Raw genomic sequence first — 14,928 nt, 5'->3', positions numbered from 1 at the left:
CCAGTACGCCGCGACCTATCGATTGAACAATTGCTGCTTCGGAATACTGGATCGCCCGATCAAGTCGGGCGATGACAGTTGAGCATGCTGCGCCCGCAACGACGGGAATGGAGTCGCGCGCGTCGCTACAAAAAGCTCTGCGGGTCGACGTCGGTCTCGAGCTTGAGATTGCCTTTCGGCTTCGGCGCCACGGCAAGCCAGTTGCGCAAATAGTCCGAGAGATCGAAGCCGCGCGCGGATTTCACCAGGATCCGGAAACGGTAACGGCCCTTGATCACGGCGAGCGGCGCTTCCGCAGGTCCCAGCACCTTCACGCGTTCGTCGCGCGGCGCCACCGCAACGAGCCGGCGCGCAAATCCTTCCGCACTCGGGCGGTCGCCGGCGGAAATGATCAGGCCCGCGAGCCGCCCGAACGGCGGGTAGAGCGTGCGCTCTCGCAGCTCGATCTCGCTGTTGTAGAACGCCTCGCGATCGCAGGCGATCAGCGCCTTCATCACGGGATGCTCGGGCTGATGGGTCTGGAGATAGCCGACGCCACGGCCCTGCTCGCGGCCGGCACGGCCGATCACCTGGTTGAGCAACTGCCAGGTACGCTCGGCTGCGCGCGGATCGCCGTTGGAAAGGCCGAGATCCGCATCGACGACGCCGACCAGATTGAGCCGCGGAAAATTGTGGCCTTTTGCCACGAGCTGCGTGCCGATGATGATATCGACACGGCCCTCGGCAATGTCGTTCAGCTCCGAGCGCATGGTCTCGATCGAGGTGATGAGATCGCTCGACAGCACCATGGTGCGGGCTTGCGGAAACAGCGACGCCGCCTCCTCCTGCAAGCGCTCGACGCCGGGCCCGACCGCGACCAGCGATTCCTCGGCCGCGCAATGCGGGCAGACGTTCGGCCGCGGCATCGAGAAACCACAGTGATGGCAGACCAGCCGCTGGCGGAATCTGTGATCGACCAGCCAGGCATCGCAGATCGTGCAGGAAAAGCGATGGCCGCAGGCGCGGCATAGCGTCAGCGGCGCGTAGCCGCGGCGATTGAGGAACAACAGCGCCTGCTCGCGCCGCTCGATCGCGGCCTTCATCTCGCCGGCGAGCCGCGGCGAGATGAAGCGGCCGCGCGCCGGCTGCTCGCGGCGCAAATCGATCGCCTCGATATGCGGCATGTGCTGGCCGCCGAAGCGCGAGGGCAGCGCGATGCGCTGGTAGCGTCCCTTGCGCGCGTTGACCTCGGATTCGACCGACGGCGTCGCAGAGGCCAGCACGATCGGAATTTTTGCGATATGCGCCCGCACCACCGCCATGTCGCGGGCGTGATAATGCACGCCGTCATCCTGCTTGTAGGCCTGGTCGTGCTCTTCATCGACGACGATGAGGCCGAGATTGGCGTAGGGCAGAAACAGCGCCGAGCGCGCGCCGACCACGACCGGCGCGCTGCCTTCCGAGATCGCCGCCCAGTTGCGCGCGCGGGTGCGCGGGGTGAGCTCCGAATGCCATTCCAGCGGTCGCACGCCAAACCGTTGCGCGAAGCGGTCGAGGAACTGGCCGGTGAGCGCGATCTCCGGCATCAGGATCAGCGACTGCTTGCCGCGGCGGATGGTCTCGGCGACCGCCTCGAAATAGACCTCGGTCTTGCCGGAGCCGGTGACGCCATCGAGGAGGGCGACATGAAAGGTGCCGTTGGCCGCGAGCGCGCGCATCGCATCGACCGCGGCGCGCTGGAGGTGCGTGAATTCCGGCTGTCCGTAGGCGGGATCAGGCGCCGGGGGCGGAGGCGGCGGCGGCAACGGCTCGACCGTCAGCGTGCCTTCGTCGACCAAGCCGTCGATCACCCCGGCCGAAACACCTGCCTCCTTCACGACATCGGATTTGCCGTGCAGCAGACGGTCCGACAACACCTCGATCACACGCTGCCGCGCCGGCGTCAGGCGCCTTGGCGGATCGCCGACCAGCCGCACGCCGGCGCGCGTCCGCTCGGGCCCGAGATTTTCGCCCATGCGCAGGCACATGCGCAAAACCATGCCGCGCGGACCGAGCGTGTAGTTGGCGACCCAGTCGACCAGCGCGCGCAGCTCGCCCTTGAGCGGCGAAACGTCGAGCTTCTCGCTGACGTCCTTCAGACGGTTGTGCAGGCGCGGATCCGGATTGGCGTTCTCCGCCCACACCACCGCCAGCACCTCGCGCGGGCCGAGCGGCACACTGAGGAGATCGCCCGCCTTCAACTCCATGCCGCGCGGCACGCGGTAGGAATAGGTCTGGTCGAGCGCGACCGGCACCAGCACGTCGACCATGCGGGTCGAAATGGCCTGGGGAGCGGTCGTGCTGCGCGACGAATGATCCATGGACGGAGAATCGGAACCTAAAGGCCTTGAAGCTAGCGCCGTGGGGCGGCCTTAGCGAACAGTAAACGGGTGTGATGCGATATACTGAGCGGAACCATTACGTCCAGAGCGCATGAGCAAAGCGGCCGCCCCGAAAATCGAGCTCGCCAGCGCCGATCCTGACATCGCGCAGGAGATGATGCGCTGGCTGTCGCATCTCGGCGCCGAGCGGCGGCTGTCGCCGAAGACGCTGGAGGCCTATTCCCGTGACCTCAGGCAGTGCCTGGATTTCCTCTGCACGCATTGGGGCGAGCGCGTGACGCTGAAGCGCTTCGCCGCGCTCGAGGCCAGCGACATCAGGGCCTTCATGGCGATGCGCCGCGCCGACGACGTCGCCGGCCGCTCCCTGATGCGCGCGCTTGCAGGCCTGCGTTCGTTCGGCCGCTTCCTGGAGCGCGAAGGCAAGGGCAAGGTCGGTGCGCTCTCGGCGATCCGCGCGCCGAAGGTGGCCAAGAGCCTGCCGAAGCCGCTGCCGATGGTTTCAGCCAAACGCGTCACTGACGCCGACGAGCGCGCCGGCGAAGAGCGCGAGACCTGGATCCTGGTGCGCGACGCCGCCGTGATGGCTCTCTTGTACGGCTCGGGCCTGCGCATCTCGGAAGCTCTGGGGCTGAAGCGACGCGACGTGCCGCGCCCCGGCGAAGGCGATGTGCTCGTCGTCACCGGCAAGGGCAACAAGACGCGCATGGTGCCGGTGCTGCAAAATGTGCTGGCGCTGGTCGCCGAATATGTCGCGATGTGCCCGCATCCGCTTGCAGCCGAAGGACCGATCTTCGTCGGCGCGCGCGGCGGGCCGCTGAGCCCGCGCATCATCCAGCTCGCGATGGAGCGACTGCGCGGCGCACTTGGCCTGCCCGACAGCGCCACGCCACATGCGCTGCGGCATTCCTTTGCCACGCATCTTCTGTCACGCGGCGGCGACTTGCGCGCGATCCAGGAATTGCTCGGCCATTCCTCGCTGTCGACCACGCAGATCTATACCGGCATCGATTCCGAACGGCTGCTCGAAGTCTACGCCAGCGCACATCCGCGGCGCTGAGCATTTATTTCTGATTATTTCCAAGCAGCCTTGTTCGTCGAAATGCGGCATTGCGACAACAGATGCACAAAAGTCACATCAGCCCGTCACACTTGGCTTGATGGACAAGATTTAAGGTTACGCCTTGTGGTGGAATGCTACGTTCCGTAGCTGACGGTGGTGCCGGCACGTTCTGGCCGCCGCTGCAGTGATGGGGCGTTCAATGAAGAACAAAAACTCTCCTGTGGTCATCGTGGGACTCCTGGCCGGCCTTGCCGTGCTGATGCCGACCAGCGCTTACGCCTATCTGGATCCCGGCACGGGCGCCTTCGCCGTACAAGGGCTGATCGCCGGCATTGCCGGTGGCATCATCGCCGTCCGCTCCTATGGAAAGCGGATCCTGGGCTTCTTCGCCCGCTCCAAGACACCGCCGGAGGTTTGGTCCAACGGATCCCCCGACCGTGATGCGTGATCCAGGCTCGTTCCGCGATCCCTCCGGATATATCTTCTCGTCAGGCGATCGCATCTTTCGCGCGGTCAATGACGAGGCCCATCGAAATTTCCTGCTCCTGAAATCGTCCGGCGCCTACGACGACCTGATCGAGAAGGGATGGATTATCGGAGCCGAGGAAGTCAGCCCCGACGAGGCTGCGGCGAACAAGCCCCCCGGAGCTTGGCATCTTCTGGAGCATCCAAGACTTCCGTTCGTCTCCTACCCCTATGAATGGCCGTTCGCGCTGCTCAAGCGCGCTGCGCTGTTGCATCTCGACATTCATTTGCGCGCGCTCGAGTTCGATCTCACGCTCTCGGATGCGAGCGCCTACAATGTTCAGTTCTTCGGCGTCAGGCCCGTGTTCATCGATATTCCGTCCTTCGTGCCGTACCGGAACGGCGACTACTGGATCGGCCAGCGCCAATTCGTCGAGCAGTTCGTCAACCCGCTGCTGCTGCGCGCCCTGTTCGGCATCTCGCACAACGCATGGTATCGCGGCGCTCTGGAAGGCATCCCGACCAGCGAGATCGTCGCGCTGATCAGTTGGCCGAAGCGCTGGCTGGCGCCCGATGTGCTGACCAACATCACGCTGCCCGAGCTGTTGCAACGGCGCGCGCGGCGACGCGCAGACGGTCCCTCGCGCGAGGGGAAGCCGTTGCCCAAGGCCGCGCTGCAAATGGTGCTGCGGCGCCTGCGCGGCTGGGTCGCCGGCCTTGTCCCGAAAGACGTCGGGCCCACCGAGTGGCAGCAATATGAGAGTGCGAACACATCGTATGCGGACGACGAGGAGGACGGGAAGCAGGAATTCATCGGCTGCTTCTCGCGCCGGCATGCTCCGCTGCACGCATGGGATGTCGGCTGCAACACGGGCCGGTATTCGCAATCGCTGCTCCAGAACCAGACGCGCTCGGTCATCGGGCTCGACGCCGACCTCAATGCGCTGGAATCCGCGGTCCTACGCGCGACCGACGCCGGCCTATCCTTCCTGCCGCTCTTCAGCGACGCGGCGAATCCCAGCCCCGGCCAGGGCTGGGCGGAGACCGAACGATCGGGCCTGACGTCGCGACGCGGCGCGGACGCGGTGATCGCGCTTGCCATCGTGCATCACCTTGCGATCGGCCGGAACGTGCCGCTGTCGTCGGTGGTCGAATGGCTGGTCACGCTCGCGCCACGCGGCGTGATCGAATTCGTCCCGAAATCCGATCTGATGATCCAGCGCATGTTGCGGCTGCGGCGCGACGTTTTCGACCGCTATGACAGCGGTCAGTTCGAGCAGGCCCTCGGCCGCCACGCCCGAATCGTGCAGCGCCTCGAGCTCACGCCCTACGGCCGCACGCTATACGAATTCGAAAGACTTGCGAGCTGAACCGGCATGCCGCTGCACCTCCAGGAAAAATCCAATCTGCTGCGCGCGTTGCTGACTGCGACCATCCTGTCGACCTTACCGCTGCTCGACTTCTACGCCGCGAACATGGCCGAGCTGGCGAGCCCCTGGCGGGTGCTGCACTACGCCGCCGGCACGCTGGCCGCCGCTGCAATCCTCGCGACGGGCCTTGCGCTGTTGCTGCGGAAGATTCCGCTGTGGCGGATCCTGCTTGCGACCGGGCTGATGGTCTTCATGTTCTTCGCCTATGATGTCAACCTGATCCAGCACGAGCTGAAGGCCCATCTCGGCGACTGGGCGCCCGCGGCCTGGACCGCGGTGGCGATCGGCACCGGCGCCCTCGCGCTGCGCTTGCTGCGCGAGACTGTGGCCATCACGATCTGCCTTGTCGTATCGCTCGCATTTTCGGCGCCGGCGCTTGCCCGCATCGCGACGATCCTGACGCGGGAGCACCGCGCCCAGGCGCACACCGCTGATAGTAGCGAGCCGGCGGCGGCCAGGTTCAGGATCTCGCCCAATATCTATTGGATCGTGCTGGACGGCTATCCACGGGAGGATGTCCTCAAGGAGGAGTTCGCGTTCGACAACGGCGACTTTATCCGGTCGTTGGCCGCGCTCGATTTCGTCGTGCTCGGCAAGAGCCGCTCCAATTTCCCTTCCACCGTCAACTCGATCTCCAGCACGCTCAATTCCGACTACACCGTCACGGGTGAAGGCGATGCGCTCGAGCCGCTTGCGGTGGAGACGATGCAAGCCATAGTGCGCGGCAAGAGCCGGACGGTGTCTCGCCTCACAACGGCCGGATACAACTATGTCCACTTCGAGAACGGCTACGACTACCTGACCGAATGCGCACCTGACGCGCCGAAATGCGTCCGCGGCAATCTCGGGCTCGACGAGCTCGACATCGCCATCCTGTCCAACACGCCGATCGTCGATCTCATCCTCGAACACCAGCAATCGGCGCCATTCGCCTGGGGCGGCGTGAACGACCTGACCGCGAAACTCGACGCCGTCCGCGCGACGCCGTCACCCTTCTTTCTATATGCGCATGTGCTGGCGCCACATCCGCCGATCCGCTTCACGGCAGACTGCGGCTTTCGCGCCGGCGATCCCGACCTCCAGCACTGGATTCCGACGAAACGTCCGGCCTTCATCGATCAGCTTCGCTGCACCAATTCGCAGACGCTGACGTTGTTGCAGAAGATCGTCCAGTCCGATTCCGACGCGCTGATCATCCTCCAGTCGGACCATGGCACCGCGTTCCGCGGCCAGCTCAAGCGGCCGCCGACCGACTGGTCCGATGCCGACCTGCATGAAAGATTCGGCGCATTGAACGCGATGCGACTGCCTGCGCAATGCCGCGCGGCGGCAGCCGACGACCTCACGCTCGTCGATACATTTCCGCTGGTGTTCTCCTGCCTTGCCGGCAGCACGTTCGAGCGGCATTCTCCGCGATTTTTTGTAACGCCGTATGACGACAACGCGGATTTCGGCCGCGCCGTCGAATATCCGTCCGAACGAGTGAGATGAACGGTGGATAGCGTGGGCAGCCGCGGACATGCGGCGATGTTCGGTGCGGCTTTACCTCTTGCGCAGCTCGCGCGGTTCGGTCAATCGTACCGGCGGATCCAGGAGGGACATTATGAGCGCACACGAAAGCATGGAGCACGCGGAGCATGCCGAGCACGCATCCGGCGAGAACAAGAAGATCGCCCTTCTGATCGCGGTGCTGGCGCTGTTCCTTGCGATCTCGGAGACGCTCGGCAAGGGTGCGCAGACCGAGGCGATCAGCAAGAATGTCGAGGCCGCCAATCTCTGGGCGTTCTTCCAGGCCAAGAGCATCCGCCGCACCGTGGTGCAGACCGCGGCCGAGCAGGGCAAGCTCACGCTGGGCACGGCGTCCGACGACGCCAACAAGGCGGCTATCCAGAAGCAGATCGAGGACTGGCAGAAGACCGCGGCGCGCTATCGCTCCGAGCCGGAGACCGGCGAGGGCACCGAGCAGCTTGCCGAGAAGGCCAAGCACGCCGAGCACGAGCGTGACGAGGCGACGGCAAAGTACCACCACTTCGAGCTGGCCTCGGCCGCCTTCCAGATCGGCATCGTGCTGGCCTCCGCCACCATCATCACCGGCATCATTGCGCTCGCCTATGTCGGCGGCATCCTGACGCTCGCCGGCATGGTGATGACCGCGCTCGGCCTGTGGTGGCCGCATCTGTTGCATTTGCACGGGTAAAGGGGCGGGCGCGAGACGCGTACCACACATACCGCTGGCATGCCCCGGCTTGACCGGGGTATCCGGAGCGGCGCCCCCTCGCCGCTCATCGTCGATGTCTCTGAGATACTGGATTGCCCGCTTTCGCGGACAATGACACCGAGTGCATGGCGGATAGCTACCGCGCCTCGTGCACGCTCTTGCGGAAACGCTGGATCAGGCGGAGCGCCCGGGAGGACCATCCCTCGCCATTGCCGGTGAGGGCATTCTTGATGCGCAGCTTGATCGGCTCGACCAGCGCCGTCGATTTGGCGCGGATCATCATCACGAAATCATAGAGCCGCTCGAACCACGCCATCTCCAGCAGCTTGTCGCGCGTCACGTCGAACACGAAGGCGGTGACGCCGACGCCGAGCAGTTTGGCGAACAGGATCGTGAACACCGCGCTCATCCAGTATTCGTGGGTGAGCAGCCAGAGCCCGACCAGCTTGAGCGGAAACAGCGGGATGATCGGTACGGCGAAGACGATCAGCGTCATCGCCGGCGATAGCGCATCGACTCGTTCGGTCAGCCATTGCTTGAACTGCGCGAGCGGGATCGCGGCGACGACACGCGCCACGATCGGCTCGAGATGATCCCACAGCCAGGCTTCGATCAAAAAGATGATCGCCAGCAGGACCCAGACCGGTTGAAGAAGGCGGCGCAGCATGTCTTTCCCGCCCGATTCGGCTCGGCGCGTCGCCTACATATGGATGGCCCGCTTGCCGACTGCAAGCGCGGCTTCCTTGACGGCCTCGGAGCGGGTCGGATGCGCATGGCAGGTACGGGCGAGGTCTTCCGCGCTGCCCCCAAACTCCATCAGCACACACGCCTCGTGGATCATTTCGCCGGCTTCACGGCCGATAATGTGCACGCCAAGCACGCGATCGGTCTTCGCATCTGCGAGAATTTTCACGAACCCGTCGGTGGTCTGGTTGACCTTGGAGCGGCCGTTGGCGGTAAAGGGAAACTTCCCGACGGTGTAGACCACGCCCGCTTGCTTCAGCTCTTCCTCGGTCTTGCCGACGGAGGATACTTCCGGCGTGGTATACACCACACCTGGGATCACGTCGTAGTTCACGTGACCAGCCTGGCCGGCGAGGATCTCCGCCACCGCAACGCCTTCGTCCTCCGCCTTGTGCGCGAGCATCGGGCCGGCGACGACGTCGCCGATGGCATAGACGCCCTTCAACGTGGTCGCGAAATGGGCATCGATCTGGACGCGGCCGCGATTATCAAGCGCAACGCCGGCTTCCTTCAGCCCGAGACCGTCGGTGTAGGGCACACGGCCGATGCAGACCAGCACGACATCAGCCTCGATGGTCTCGGCCGCACCGCCCGCGGCCGGCTCGATCTTCGCAAGCAATGCCTTGCCGTTGGATTCGACGCCGGTGACCTTCGAGCCCAGCTTGAACGCGAATCCCTGCTTTTCAAGGATGCGTTGAAATTGCCGTGCGACTTCGCCGTCCATGCCCGGCAGGATGCGATCGAGGAATTCGACGACCATGACTTCGGACCCGAGCCTGCGCCACACCGAGCCAAGCTCGAGCCCGATCACGCCGGCGCCGATGACCAGCAACCTGCCCGGCACCTTCTCCAGCGACAGTGCGCCGGTCGACGACACGATGCGCTTCTCGTCGATCTCGATGCCCTTCAGCCGCGCGATGTCCGAGCCGGTGGCGATCACGATGTTCTTGGTCTCGATGACCTGCGACTTGCCGTCCGCGGAGACCTCGACCTTGCCGGTGCCCAGGATCTTGCCGCTGCCCTTGAGCACGTCGACCTTGTTCTTCTTCATCAGGAATTCGACGCCCTTGACGTTGCCGTCAATGCCCTGCTGCTTGAAGTTCATCATCGCCGGAAGCTCGAGCTTCGGCGTCGAGACCGACACGCCCATCTTGGCGAAGGAATGTGCGGCTTCCTCGAACATCTCCGAAGCATGCAGCAGGGCCTTCGATGGCATGCAGCCGATGTTGAGGCAGGTGCCGCCGAGCGTGGGGTTCTTTTCGACCACGGCGACTTTCATGCCGAGCTGGCTCGCGCGCACCGCGCAGACATAACCGCCCGGTCCGGTGCCGATGACGACGAGATCGTAGGTAGCCATGAGAGGAAGTCCCGTAATTTAGCGTGAGAAGACGTGTCAGCGTCCGCCGGACACGTCGAGAATGGCTGAGGTGACGTAGGAGGCATCGTCGGACATCAGCCAGACGATGGCATTGGCGATTTCCTCGGCGGTGCCGACGCGCTTCATCGGCACCATATGGGCCAGACGATGGGCGCGGTCGGGCTCGCCGCCGGCGGCGTGGATTTCGGTATCGATCAGGCCCGGGCGGATGCCCGCGACGCGAATGCCTTCGCCGGCGACCTCGTAGCCGAGGCCGACGGTGAAGGAATCGATCGCGCCCTTGGAGGCGGCATAGTCGACATAGGTGTTCGGCGAGCCGAGCTTGGCAGCGACCGACGACAGGTTGACGATCACGCCGCCCTTGCCGCCATGCTTGGTCGACATGCGTTTGACCGCCTCGCGCGCGCAGAGGATGGAGCCGGTGACGTTGACCGCCATCACACGCTGGATGCGCTCGGCCGACATCTCGTCGACGCGCACCCCGCTCTTGCCGACAATGCCGCCATTGTTGACGAGAGCCCCTAACGTGCCGAACTGGTCGGCGGCCTTGAACAGCGCGAGGATATCGCTTTCCTCGGCAACATCGCACTTCACCGCGATTGCCTTGCCGTTCTTGGCTTCGATCGCGGCTACGACCTCGTCGGCAGCCTGCTTGTTGCTTGCATAGCCGACGACCACGCGAAAGCCGCGCGCCGCCGCTGCCAGCGCAGTGGCGCGGCCGATGCCACGGCTGCCGCCGGTGATGATCGCAACCTTGTCCGTCACGCTCGCCTCCATCCTTGCGCACAGGCCGTCGCCCCTGCAGGCGACGGCACTTTCAAGACTTTGGGTGTCAGAGGTCCAGCACCAGCCGCGCCGGATCTTCCAGGCTCTCCTTGACACGGACCAGGAATGTCACGGCTTCCTTGCCGTCGATCACGCGGTGATCATAGGACAGCGCCAGATACATCATCGGGCGGACCTCGACCTTGCCGCCGATCACCATCGGCCGCTCCTGGATCTTGTGCATGCCGAGGATGCCGGACTGCGGCGCGTTCAGGATCGGCGTCGACATCAGCGAGCCATAGATGCCGCCATTGGTGATGGTGAAGGTGCCGCCCTGCATCTCCTCGATCTTGAGCTGGCCGTCACGCGCGCGGCGACCGAAATCGGCAATGCCCTTCTCGATGTCGGCGATCGACTTCTGATCGCAGTCGCGGACAACGGGAACGACAAGTCCCTTGTCGGTGCCGACCGCGACGCCGATGTGATAGTAGTTCTTGTAGATCAGGTCGGTGCCGTCGATCTCGGCGTTGACCGCCGGGATGTCCTTCAGCGCCTGCACCACCGCCTTGGTGAAGAAGCCCATGAAGCCGAGCTTGGAGCCGTGCTTCTTCTCGAACACGTCCTTGTAGTGCGCGCGCAGCGCCATGACGTTGGTCATGTCGACCTCGTTGAAGGTCGTCAGCATCGCAGCCGTGTTCTGCACGTCCTTGAGGCGCCGCGCGATGGTCTGGCGCAGGCGGGTCATCTTGACGCGTTCCTCTCGCGCGGCGTCGTCGGCGGGCGACGGCGCACGGACCTGCACGGCAGCGGCCGGCTGGTTGACCGGGGTCGGCGCGGAGGCGGCGCGCTCGATCGCGGCGAGCATGTCGCCCTTGGTGACGCGACCGTCCTTGCCGGAGCCCGGAACGGTCGAGGCATCAATGCCGGTCTCGGCCGAGAGCTTTCGCACCGACGGGGCGAGCGGCGCATCGGCGGGCGCGGCCTTGGGCGCTGCAGGTGCAGGAGCCGCGGCCGGCGCGGCGGCAGCGGCAGGCTTGGCGGGAGCGGCAGCCGGCTTGGCGGCGCCGGCGCCACCCGTGATCTGTCCGAGCAGCGCACCCACCGCAACGGTCGCACCGTCAGCAGCGATGATCTCGCTGAGCGTGCCGGCCGAGGGCGCGGGCACTTCGATGGTGACCTTGTCGGTCTCGAGCTCCACCAAGGGCTCGTCGACGGCGACGGGATCGCCGGCCTTCTTGAACCAGCGCCCGATGGTGGCTTCGGTGACGGATTCGCCGAGCGTCGGCACACGAATTTCAGTCATGGTCTTTTCCTTAAGGAGATCGCTTGTGCGGTCATGAATTGGGATGTCACCGTCGCGCGAATGCGAGCGACCCACTACGCCGCAACCCTCGTCAGAACGAACGTCGCGGAGCACTGGATACCCCGCTCTCGCGGGGCATGACGCAGTCCAAAATTGTTTAGCTCAACGCTTCGTCGAGGAACGCCTTGAGCTGCGCCTGGTGCTTCGACATCAAGCCGGTCGCGGTCGCGGCGGAGGCGGCGCGGCCGACATAGCGCGGACGCCGGCTTACGCCGTTCACCTGGTTGAGCACCCATTCGAGATAGGGCTCGATGAAGTGCCACGCACCCATGTTGCGCGGCTCCTCCTGGCACCAGATCACCTCGGCCTTCTTGAAGCGAGCGAGCTCCTGAACCAGCGCCTTCAGCGGCACCGGATAGAGCTGCTCGACACGCATCAGGTAGATGTCGTCGATGCCACGCTTCTCGCGCTCCTCGTAGAGGTCGTAATAGACCTTGCCCGAGCACAGCACGAGGCGGCGGATCTTCTCGTCCGGCACCAGCTTGGTGGCCTCGCTCGGCTGCATCTGGGCGTCATCATAGAGGATGCGGTGGAACGTCGTGCCCTTGGCGAGCTCGTCGAGCCGCGACACCGCACGCTTGTGCCGCAACAGCGACTTCGGCGTCATCAGGATCAGCGGCTTGCGGATCTCGCGATGGAGCTGGCGGCGCAAAACGTGGAAGTAGTTCGCCGGCGTGGTCGGATAGACCACCTGCATGTTGTCTTCCGCGCACATCTGCAGGTAGCGCTCGAGGCGCGCCGAGGAGTGCTCGGGTCCCTGGCCCTCATAGCCATGCGGCAGCAGACAGACGAGGCCCGACATGCGCAGCCATTTGCGCTCGCCGGAGGAGATGAACTGGTCGAACAGCACCTGCGCGCCGTTGGCGAAATCGCCGAACTGGGCTTCCCACAGCGCCAGCGCATTCGGCTCGGCCAGCGAGTAGCCGTATTCGAAGCCGAGCACGGCTTCTTCCGACAGCAGCGAGTTGATGACCTCGTAATGACCCTGCTCGACGCCGAGATGGTTGAACGGCGTGTAGCGGCTCTCGTCCTCCTGGTCGATCAGCACCGAATGGCGCTGCGAGAAGGTGCCGCGCTCGCAGTCCTGGCCGGACAGGCGGACATGACGACCTTCCTCCAGCAGCGAGCAGAACGCCAGCGCCTCGCCGGTCGCCCAGTCGATACCGACGCCGTTGTCGATGGCCTTGGCGCGGTTATCGAGGAAGCGCTGGATGGTGCGGTGAACGCGAAAACCGTCCGGCACCTTGGTGATCTTGCGGCCGATGTCCTTCAGCGTGGCGGTCTCGACGCCGGTGACGCCGCGCCGCGCATCCTCTTCCTGGTCGGCGATCTTGAAGCCCGCCCACTTGCCGTCGAGCCAGTCGGCCTTGTTCGGCTTGTAGCTGGTGCCGGCCTCGAACTCGGCATCGAGCCGGGCGCGCCAGTCGGCTTTCAGCTTGTCGACCTCACCCTCGGTGACCACGCCTTCGGCGATCAGGCGCTTGGCGTAGAGCGTGAGGGTCGAGGGATGGGCCGCGATCCGCTTGTACATGACCGGCTGGGTGAAGGCCGGCTCGTCGCCCTCATTGTGGCCGTAGCGGCGATAACACCACATGTCGATGACGACAGGCTTGTGGAACTTCTGCCGGAATTCGGTCGCGACCTTGGCCGCGAACACCACGGCTTCCGGATCGTCGCCGTTGACGTGGAAGATCGGCGCGTCGATCATCTTCGCGACGTCGGACGGGTAAGGCGACGAACGCGAATAGCGCGGATAGGTGGTGAAGCCGATCTGGTTGTTGACGATGAAGTGCACCGAGCCACCGGTACGATAGCCCTTCAGATCAGACAGGCCAAAGCATTCCGCCACCACGCCCTGGCCGGCGAACGCCGCGTCGCCATGCATCAACAGCGGCATCACCGAGATGCGCATGTCCGGCGGATCGCCATGCTGGTCCTGCTTGGCGCGCACCTTGCCGAGCACCACGGGATCGACGATCTCGAGATGCGAGGGGTTGGCGGTGAGTGACAGATGGATGCGGTTGCCGTCGAACTCGCGGTCCGAGGACGCGCCGAGGTGATACTTGACGTCGCCGGAGCCTTCGACTGCGTCGGGATTGGCCGAGCCACCCTTGAACTCATGAAACAGCGCGCGGTGGGCCTTGCCCATGACCTGGGTCAGCACGTTGAGGCGGCCGCGATGCGGCATGCCGACGACGATCTCCTTCACGCCGAGATTGCCGCCGCGCTTGATGATCTGCTCGAGTGCAGGGATCAGCGACTCGCTGCCGTCGAGACCAAATCGCTTGGTGCCGGTGAACTTGGTATCGCAGAACTTCTCGAAGCCTTCGGCTTCGACCAGCTTCGTGAGGATGGCGCGGCGGCCTTCGGGAGTAAAGGAGATCTCCTTGTCCGGCCCCTCGATGCGCTCCTGGATCCAGGCCTTTTGCGCGGCATTGCTGATGTGCATGAACTCGACGCCGAGCGTCTGGCAGTAGGTGCGCTCGCAGATCGCGACGATCTCGCGCAGATTGCCGTATTCGAGGCCAAGCACGTGATCGAGGAATATCCTGCGGTCGAAATCGGCCTCGCTGAAACCGTAGGTGCGCGGGTCGAGCTCCTCGCGGTTGCGCTGCGCCTCGATGCCGAGCGGATCGAGCTTGGCATGGAAATGGCCGCGCATGCGGTAGGCGCGGATCAGCATCAAGGCGCGGACCGAATCGCGGGTAGCCTGGAGCACGTCGGCCGAGGAGAGATCGGCCCCCTTGGCCTGCGCCTTGGCGGCGATCTTGGCGCCAACCGTCTTCTCGACCTGGGCCCAGTTGCCGTCGAGCGCCGAGGTCAGATCGTCCTGGGGCGTGACCGGCCAGTTGTCCCGGGCCCAGGACGGCCCTTCCGCATTCTTGCGGACGTCGGCCGGCTGGTCCTTCAGGCTCTGGAAGAATTCCTGCCACTCGACGTCAACCGAGGCGGGGTCTTGCTCGTAGCGGGCGTAGATTTCGTCGATGTAGGTGGCGTTGGTGCCCTGCAAAAAAGATGAGAGGGCAAAGGCTGCGTTCGCGTCCTGGCGAGACATACTTGAGTTCCTGGCGATTTCGGTTCGCGCAAATGAAAACGGCGCTGACCCCGATCCTCCGGCAGCGGATCGGCGTATCAGGCACCGTTT

General features: G+C 64.7%; 11 protein-coding genes. 5 read left to right on the top strand and 6 right to left on the bottom strand.

What is annotated here, in order from left to right; genetic code table 11:
- Window positions 1–125 precede the first annotated feature (125 nt).
- Window positions 126–2,339 carry a primosomal protein N' gene (locus tag SO180_RS20215; protein ID WP_449380597.1) on the bottom strand — a complete coding sequence of 738 codons (2,214 nt, stop codon included), beginning with the start codon at window positions 2,337–2,339 and terminating at the stop codon, window positions 126–128.
- Between the two features lie 112 nt (window positions 2,340–2,451).
- On the opposite strand from SO180_RS20215, the gene SO180_RS20210 reads away from it, so the two are divergent.
- The 5 genes from SO180_RS20210 (at window position 2,452) to SO180_RS20190 (ending at window position 7,512) form a co-directional block, all read left to right on the top strand.
- The gene (locus SO180_RS20210; RefSeq protein ID WP_449380596.1) at window positions 2,452–3,417 is read left to right on the top strand and encodes a tyrosine recombinase XerC; all 966 of its coding nucleotides are present in this window, start codon (window positions 2,452–2,454) and stop codon (window positions 3,415–3,417) included.
- Window positions 3,418–3,619: 202 nt separating this feature from the next.
- The gene (locus tag SO180_RS20205) at window positions 3,620–3,868 is read left to right on the top strand and encodes a hypothetical protein (RefSeq protein WP_449380595.1); all 249 of its coding nucleotides are present in this window, start codon (window positions 3,620–3,622) and stop codon (window positions 3,866–3,868) included.
- Complete coding sequence (locus SO180_RS20200) at window positions 3,861–5,255, top strand: class I SAM-dependent methyltransferase (RefSeq protein WP_449380638.1); 1,395 nt, start codon at window positions 3,861–3,863, stop codon at window positions 5,253–5,255. The genes SO180_RS20205 and SO180_RS20200 overlap by 8 nt, the downstream gene beginning before the upstream one ends.
- Before the next feature lie 6 nt (window positions 5,256–5,261).
- Window positions 5,262–6,806: a sulfatase-like hydrolase/transferase gene (locus SO180_RS20195; protein ID WP_449380594.1), complete on the top strand. Its 1,545-nt coding sequence runs from the start codon at window positions 5,262–5,264 to the stop codon at window positions 6,804–6,806.
- A 112-nt stretch (window positions 6,807–6,918) separates the two neighbouring features.
- Window positions 6,919–7,512 carry a DUF4337 domain-containing protein gene (locus tag SO180_RS20190; protein WP_449380593.1) on the top strand — a complete coding sequence of 198 codons (594 nt, stop codon included), beginning with the start codon at window positions 6,919–6,921 and terminating at the stop codon, window positions 7,510–7,512.
- 157 nt (window positions 7,513–7,669) lie between these two features.
- Here the strand turns inward: SO180_RS20190 and SO180_RS20185 are convergent, their stop codons facing one another.
- The 5 genes from SO180_RS20185 to SO180_RS20165 all read right to left on the bottom strand — a co-directional run bounded on the left by SO180_RS20185 (window position 7,670) and on the right by SO180_RS20165 (window position 14,838).
- Complete coding sequence (locus tag SO180_RS20185) at window positions 7,670–8,200, bottom strand: hypothetical protein (protein WP_449380592.1); 531 nt, start codon at window positions 8,198–8,200, stop codon at window positions 7,670–7,672.
- A 33-nt stretch (window positions 8,201–8,233) separates the two neighbouring features.
- Window positions 8,234–9,634 (bottom strand): dihydrolipoyl dehydrogenase, encoded by a 1,401-nt coding sequence (lpdA, locus tag SO180_RS20180; RefSeq protein WP_449380591.1) that lies wholly within the window; start codon window positions 9,632–9,634, stop codon window positions 8,234–8,236.
- Window positions 9,635–9,670: 36 nt separating this feature from the next.
- Complete coding sequence (locus SO180_RS20175; protein ID WP_449380590.1) at window positions 9,671–10,432, bottom strand: SDR family oxidoreductase; 762 nt, start codon at window positions 10,430–10,432, stop codon at window positions 9,671–9,673.
- A gap of 55 nt (window positions 10,433–10,487) precedes the next feature.
- Window positions 10,488–11,723, bottom strand: a complete 1,236-nt coding sequence (odhB, locus tag SO180_RS20170) for a 2-oxoglutarate dehydrogenase complex dihydrolipoyllysine-residue succinyltransferase (RefSeq protein WP_449380589.1) — start codon at window positions 11,721–11,723, stop codon at window positions 10,488–10,490.
- Between the two features lie 157 nt (window positions 11,724–11,880).
- Window positions 11,881–14,838: a 2-oxoglutarate dehydrogenase E1 component gene (locus SO180_RS20165; RefSeq protein ID WP_449380588.1), complete on the bottom strand. Its 2,958-nt coding sequence runs from the start codon at window positions 14,836–14,838 to the stop codon at window positions 11,881–11,883.
- Between the last annotated feature and the right edge of the window lie 90 nt (window positions 14,839–14,928).

Source organism: Bradyrhizobium sp. UFLA05-112 (assembly GCF_053572325.1).
This window is presented reverse-complemented; position numbering and strand designations above follow the sequence as displayed.

What these genes read in the sequence shown, in the direction of transcription:
- SO180_RS20215 (WP_449380597.1), bottom strand. Translation starts at nt 2,339, where the DNA reads ATGGATCATTCGTCGCGCAGCACGACCGCTCCCCAGGCCATTTCGACC.
- SO180_RS20210 (WP_449380596.1), top strand. Translation starts at nt 2,452, where the DNA reads ATGAGCAAAGCGGCCGCCCCGAAAATCGAGCTCGCCAGCGCCGATCCT.
- SO180_RS20205 (WP_449380595.1), top strand. Translation starts at nt 3,620, where the DNA reads ATGAAGAACAAAAACTCTCCTGTGGTCATCGTGGGACTCCTGGCCGGC.
- SO180_RS20200 (WP_449380638.1), top strand. Translation starts at nt 3,861, where the DNA reads ATGCGTGATCCAGGCTCGTTCCGCGATCCCTCCGGATATATCTTCTCG.
- SO180_RS20195 (WP_449380594.1), top strand. Translation starts at nt 5,262, where the DNA reads ATGCCGCTGCACCTCCAGGAAAAATCCAATCTGCTGCGCGCGTTGCTG.
- SO180_RS20190 (WP_449380593.1), top strand. Translation starts at nt 6,919, where the DNA reads ATGAGCGCACACGAAAGCATGGAGCACGCGGAGCATGCCGAGCACGCA.
- SO180_RS20185 (WP_449380592.1), bottom strand. Translation starts at nt 8,200, where the DNA reads ATGCTGCGCCGCCTTCTTCAACCGGTCTGGGTCCTGCTGGCGATCATC.
- lpdA (WP_449380591.1), bottom strand. Translation starts at nt 9,634, where the DNA reads ATGGCTACCTACGATCTCGTCGTCATCGGCACCGGACCGGGCGGTTAT.
- SO180_RS20175 (WP_449380590.1), bottom strand. Translation starts at nt 10,432, where the DNA reads ATGGAGGCGAGCGTGACGGACAAGGTTGCGATCATCACCGGCGGCAGC.
- odhB (WP_449380589.1), bottom strand. Translation starts at nt 11,723, where the DNA reads ATGACTGAAATTCGTGTGCCGACGCTCGGCGAATCCGTCACCGAAGCC.
- SO180_RS20165 (WP_449380588.1), bottom strand. Translation starts at nt 14,838, where the DNA reads ATGTCTCGCCAGGACGCGAACGCAGCCTTTGCCCTCTCATCTTTTTTG.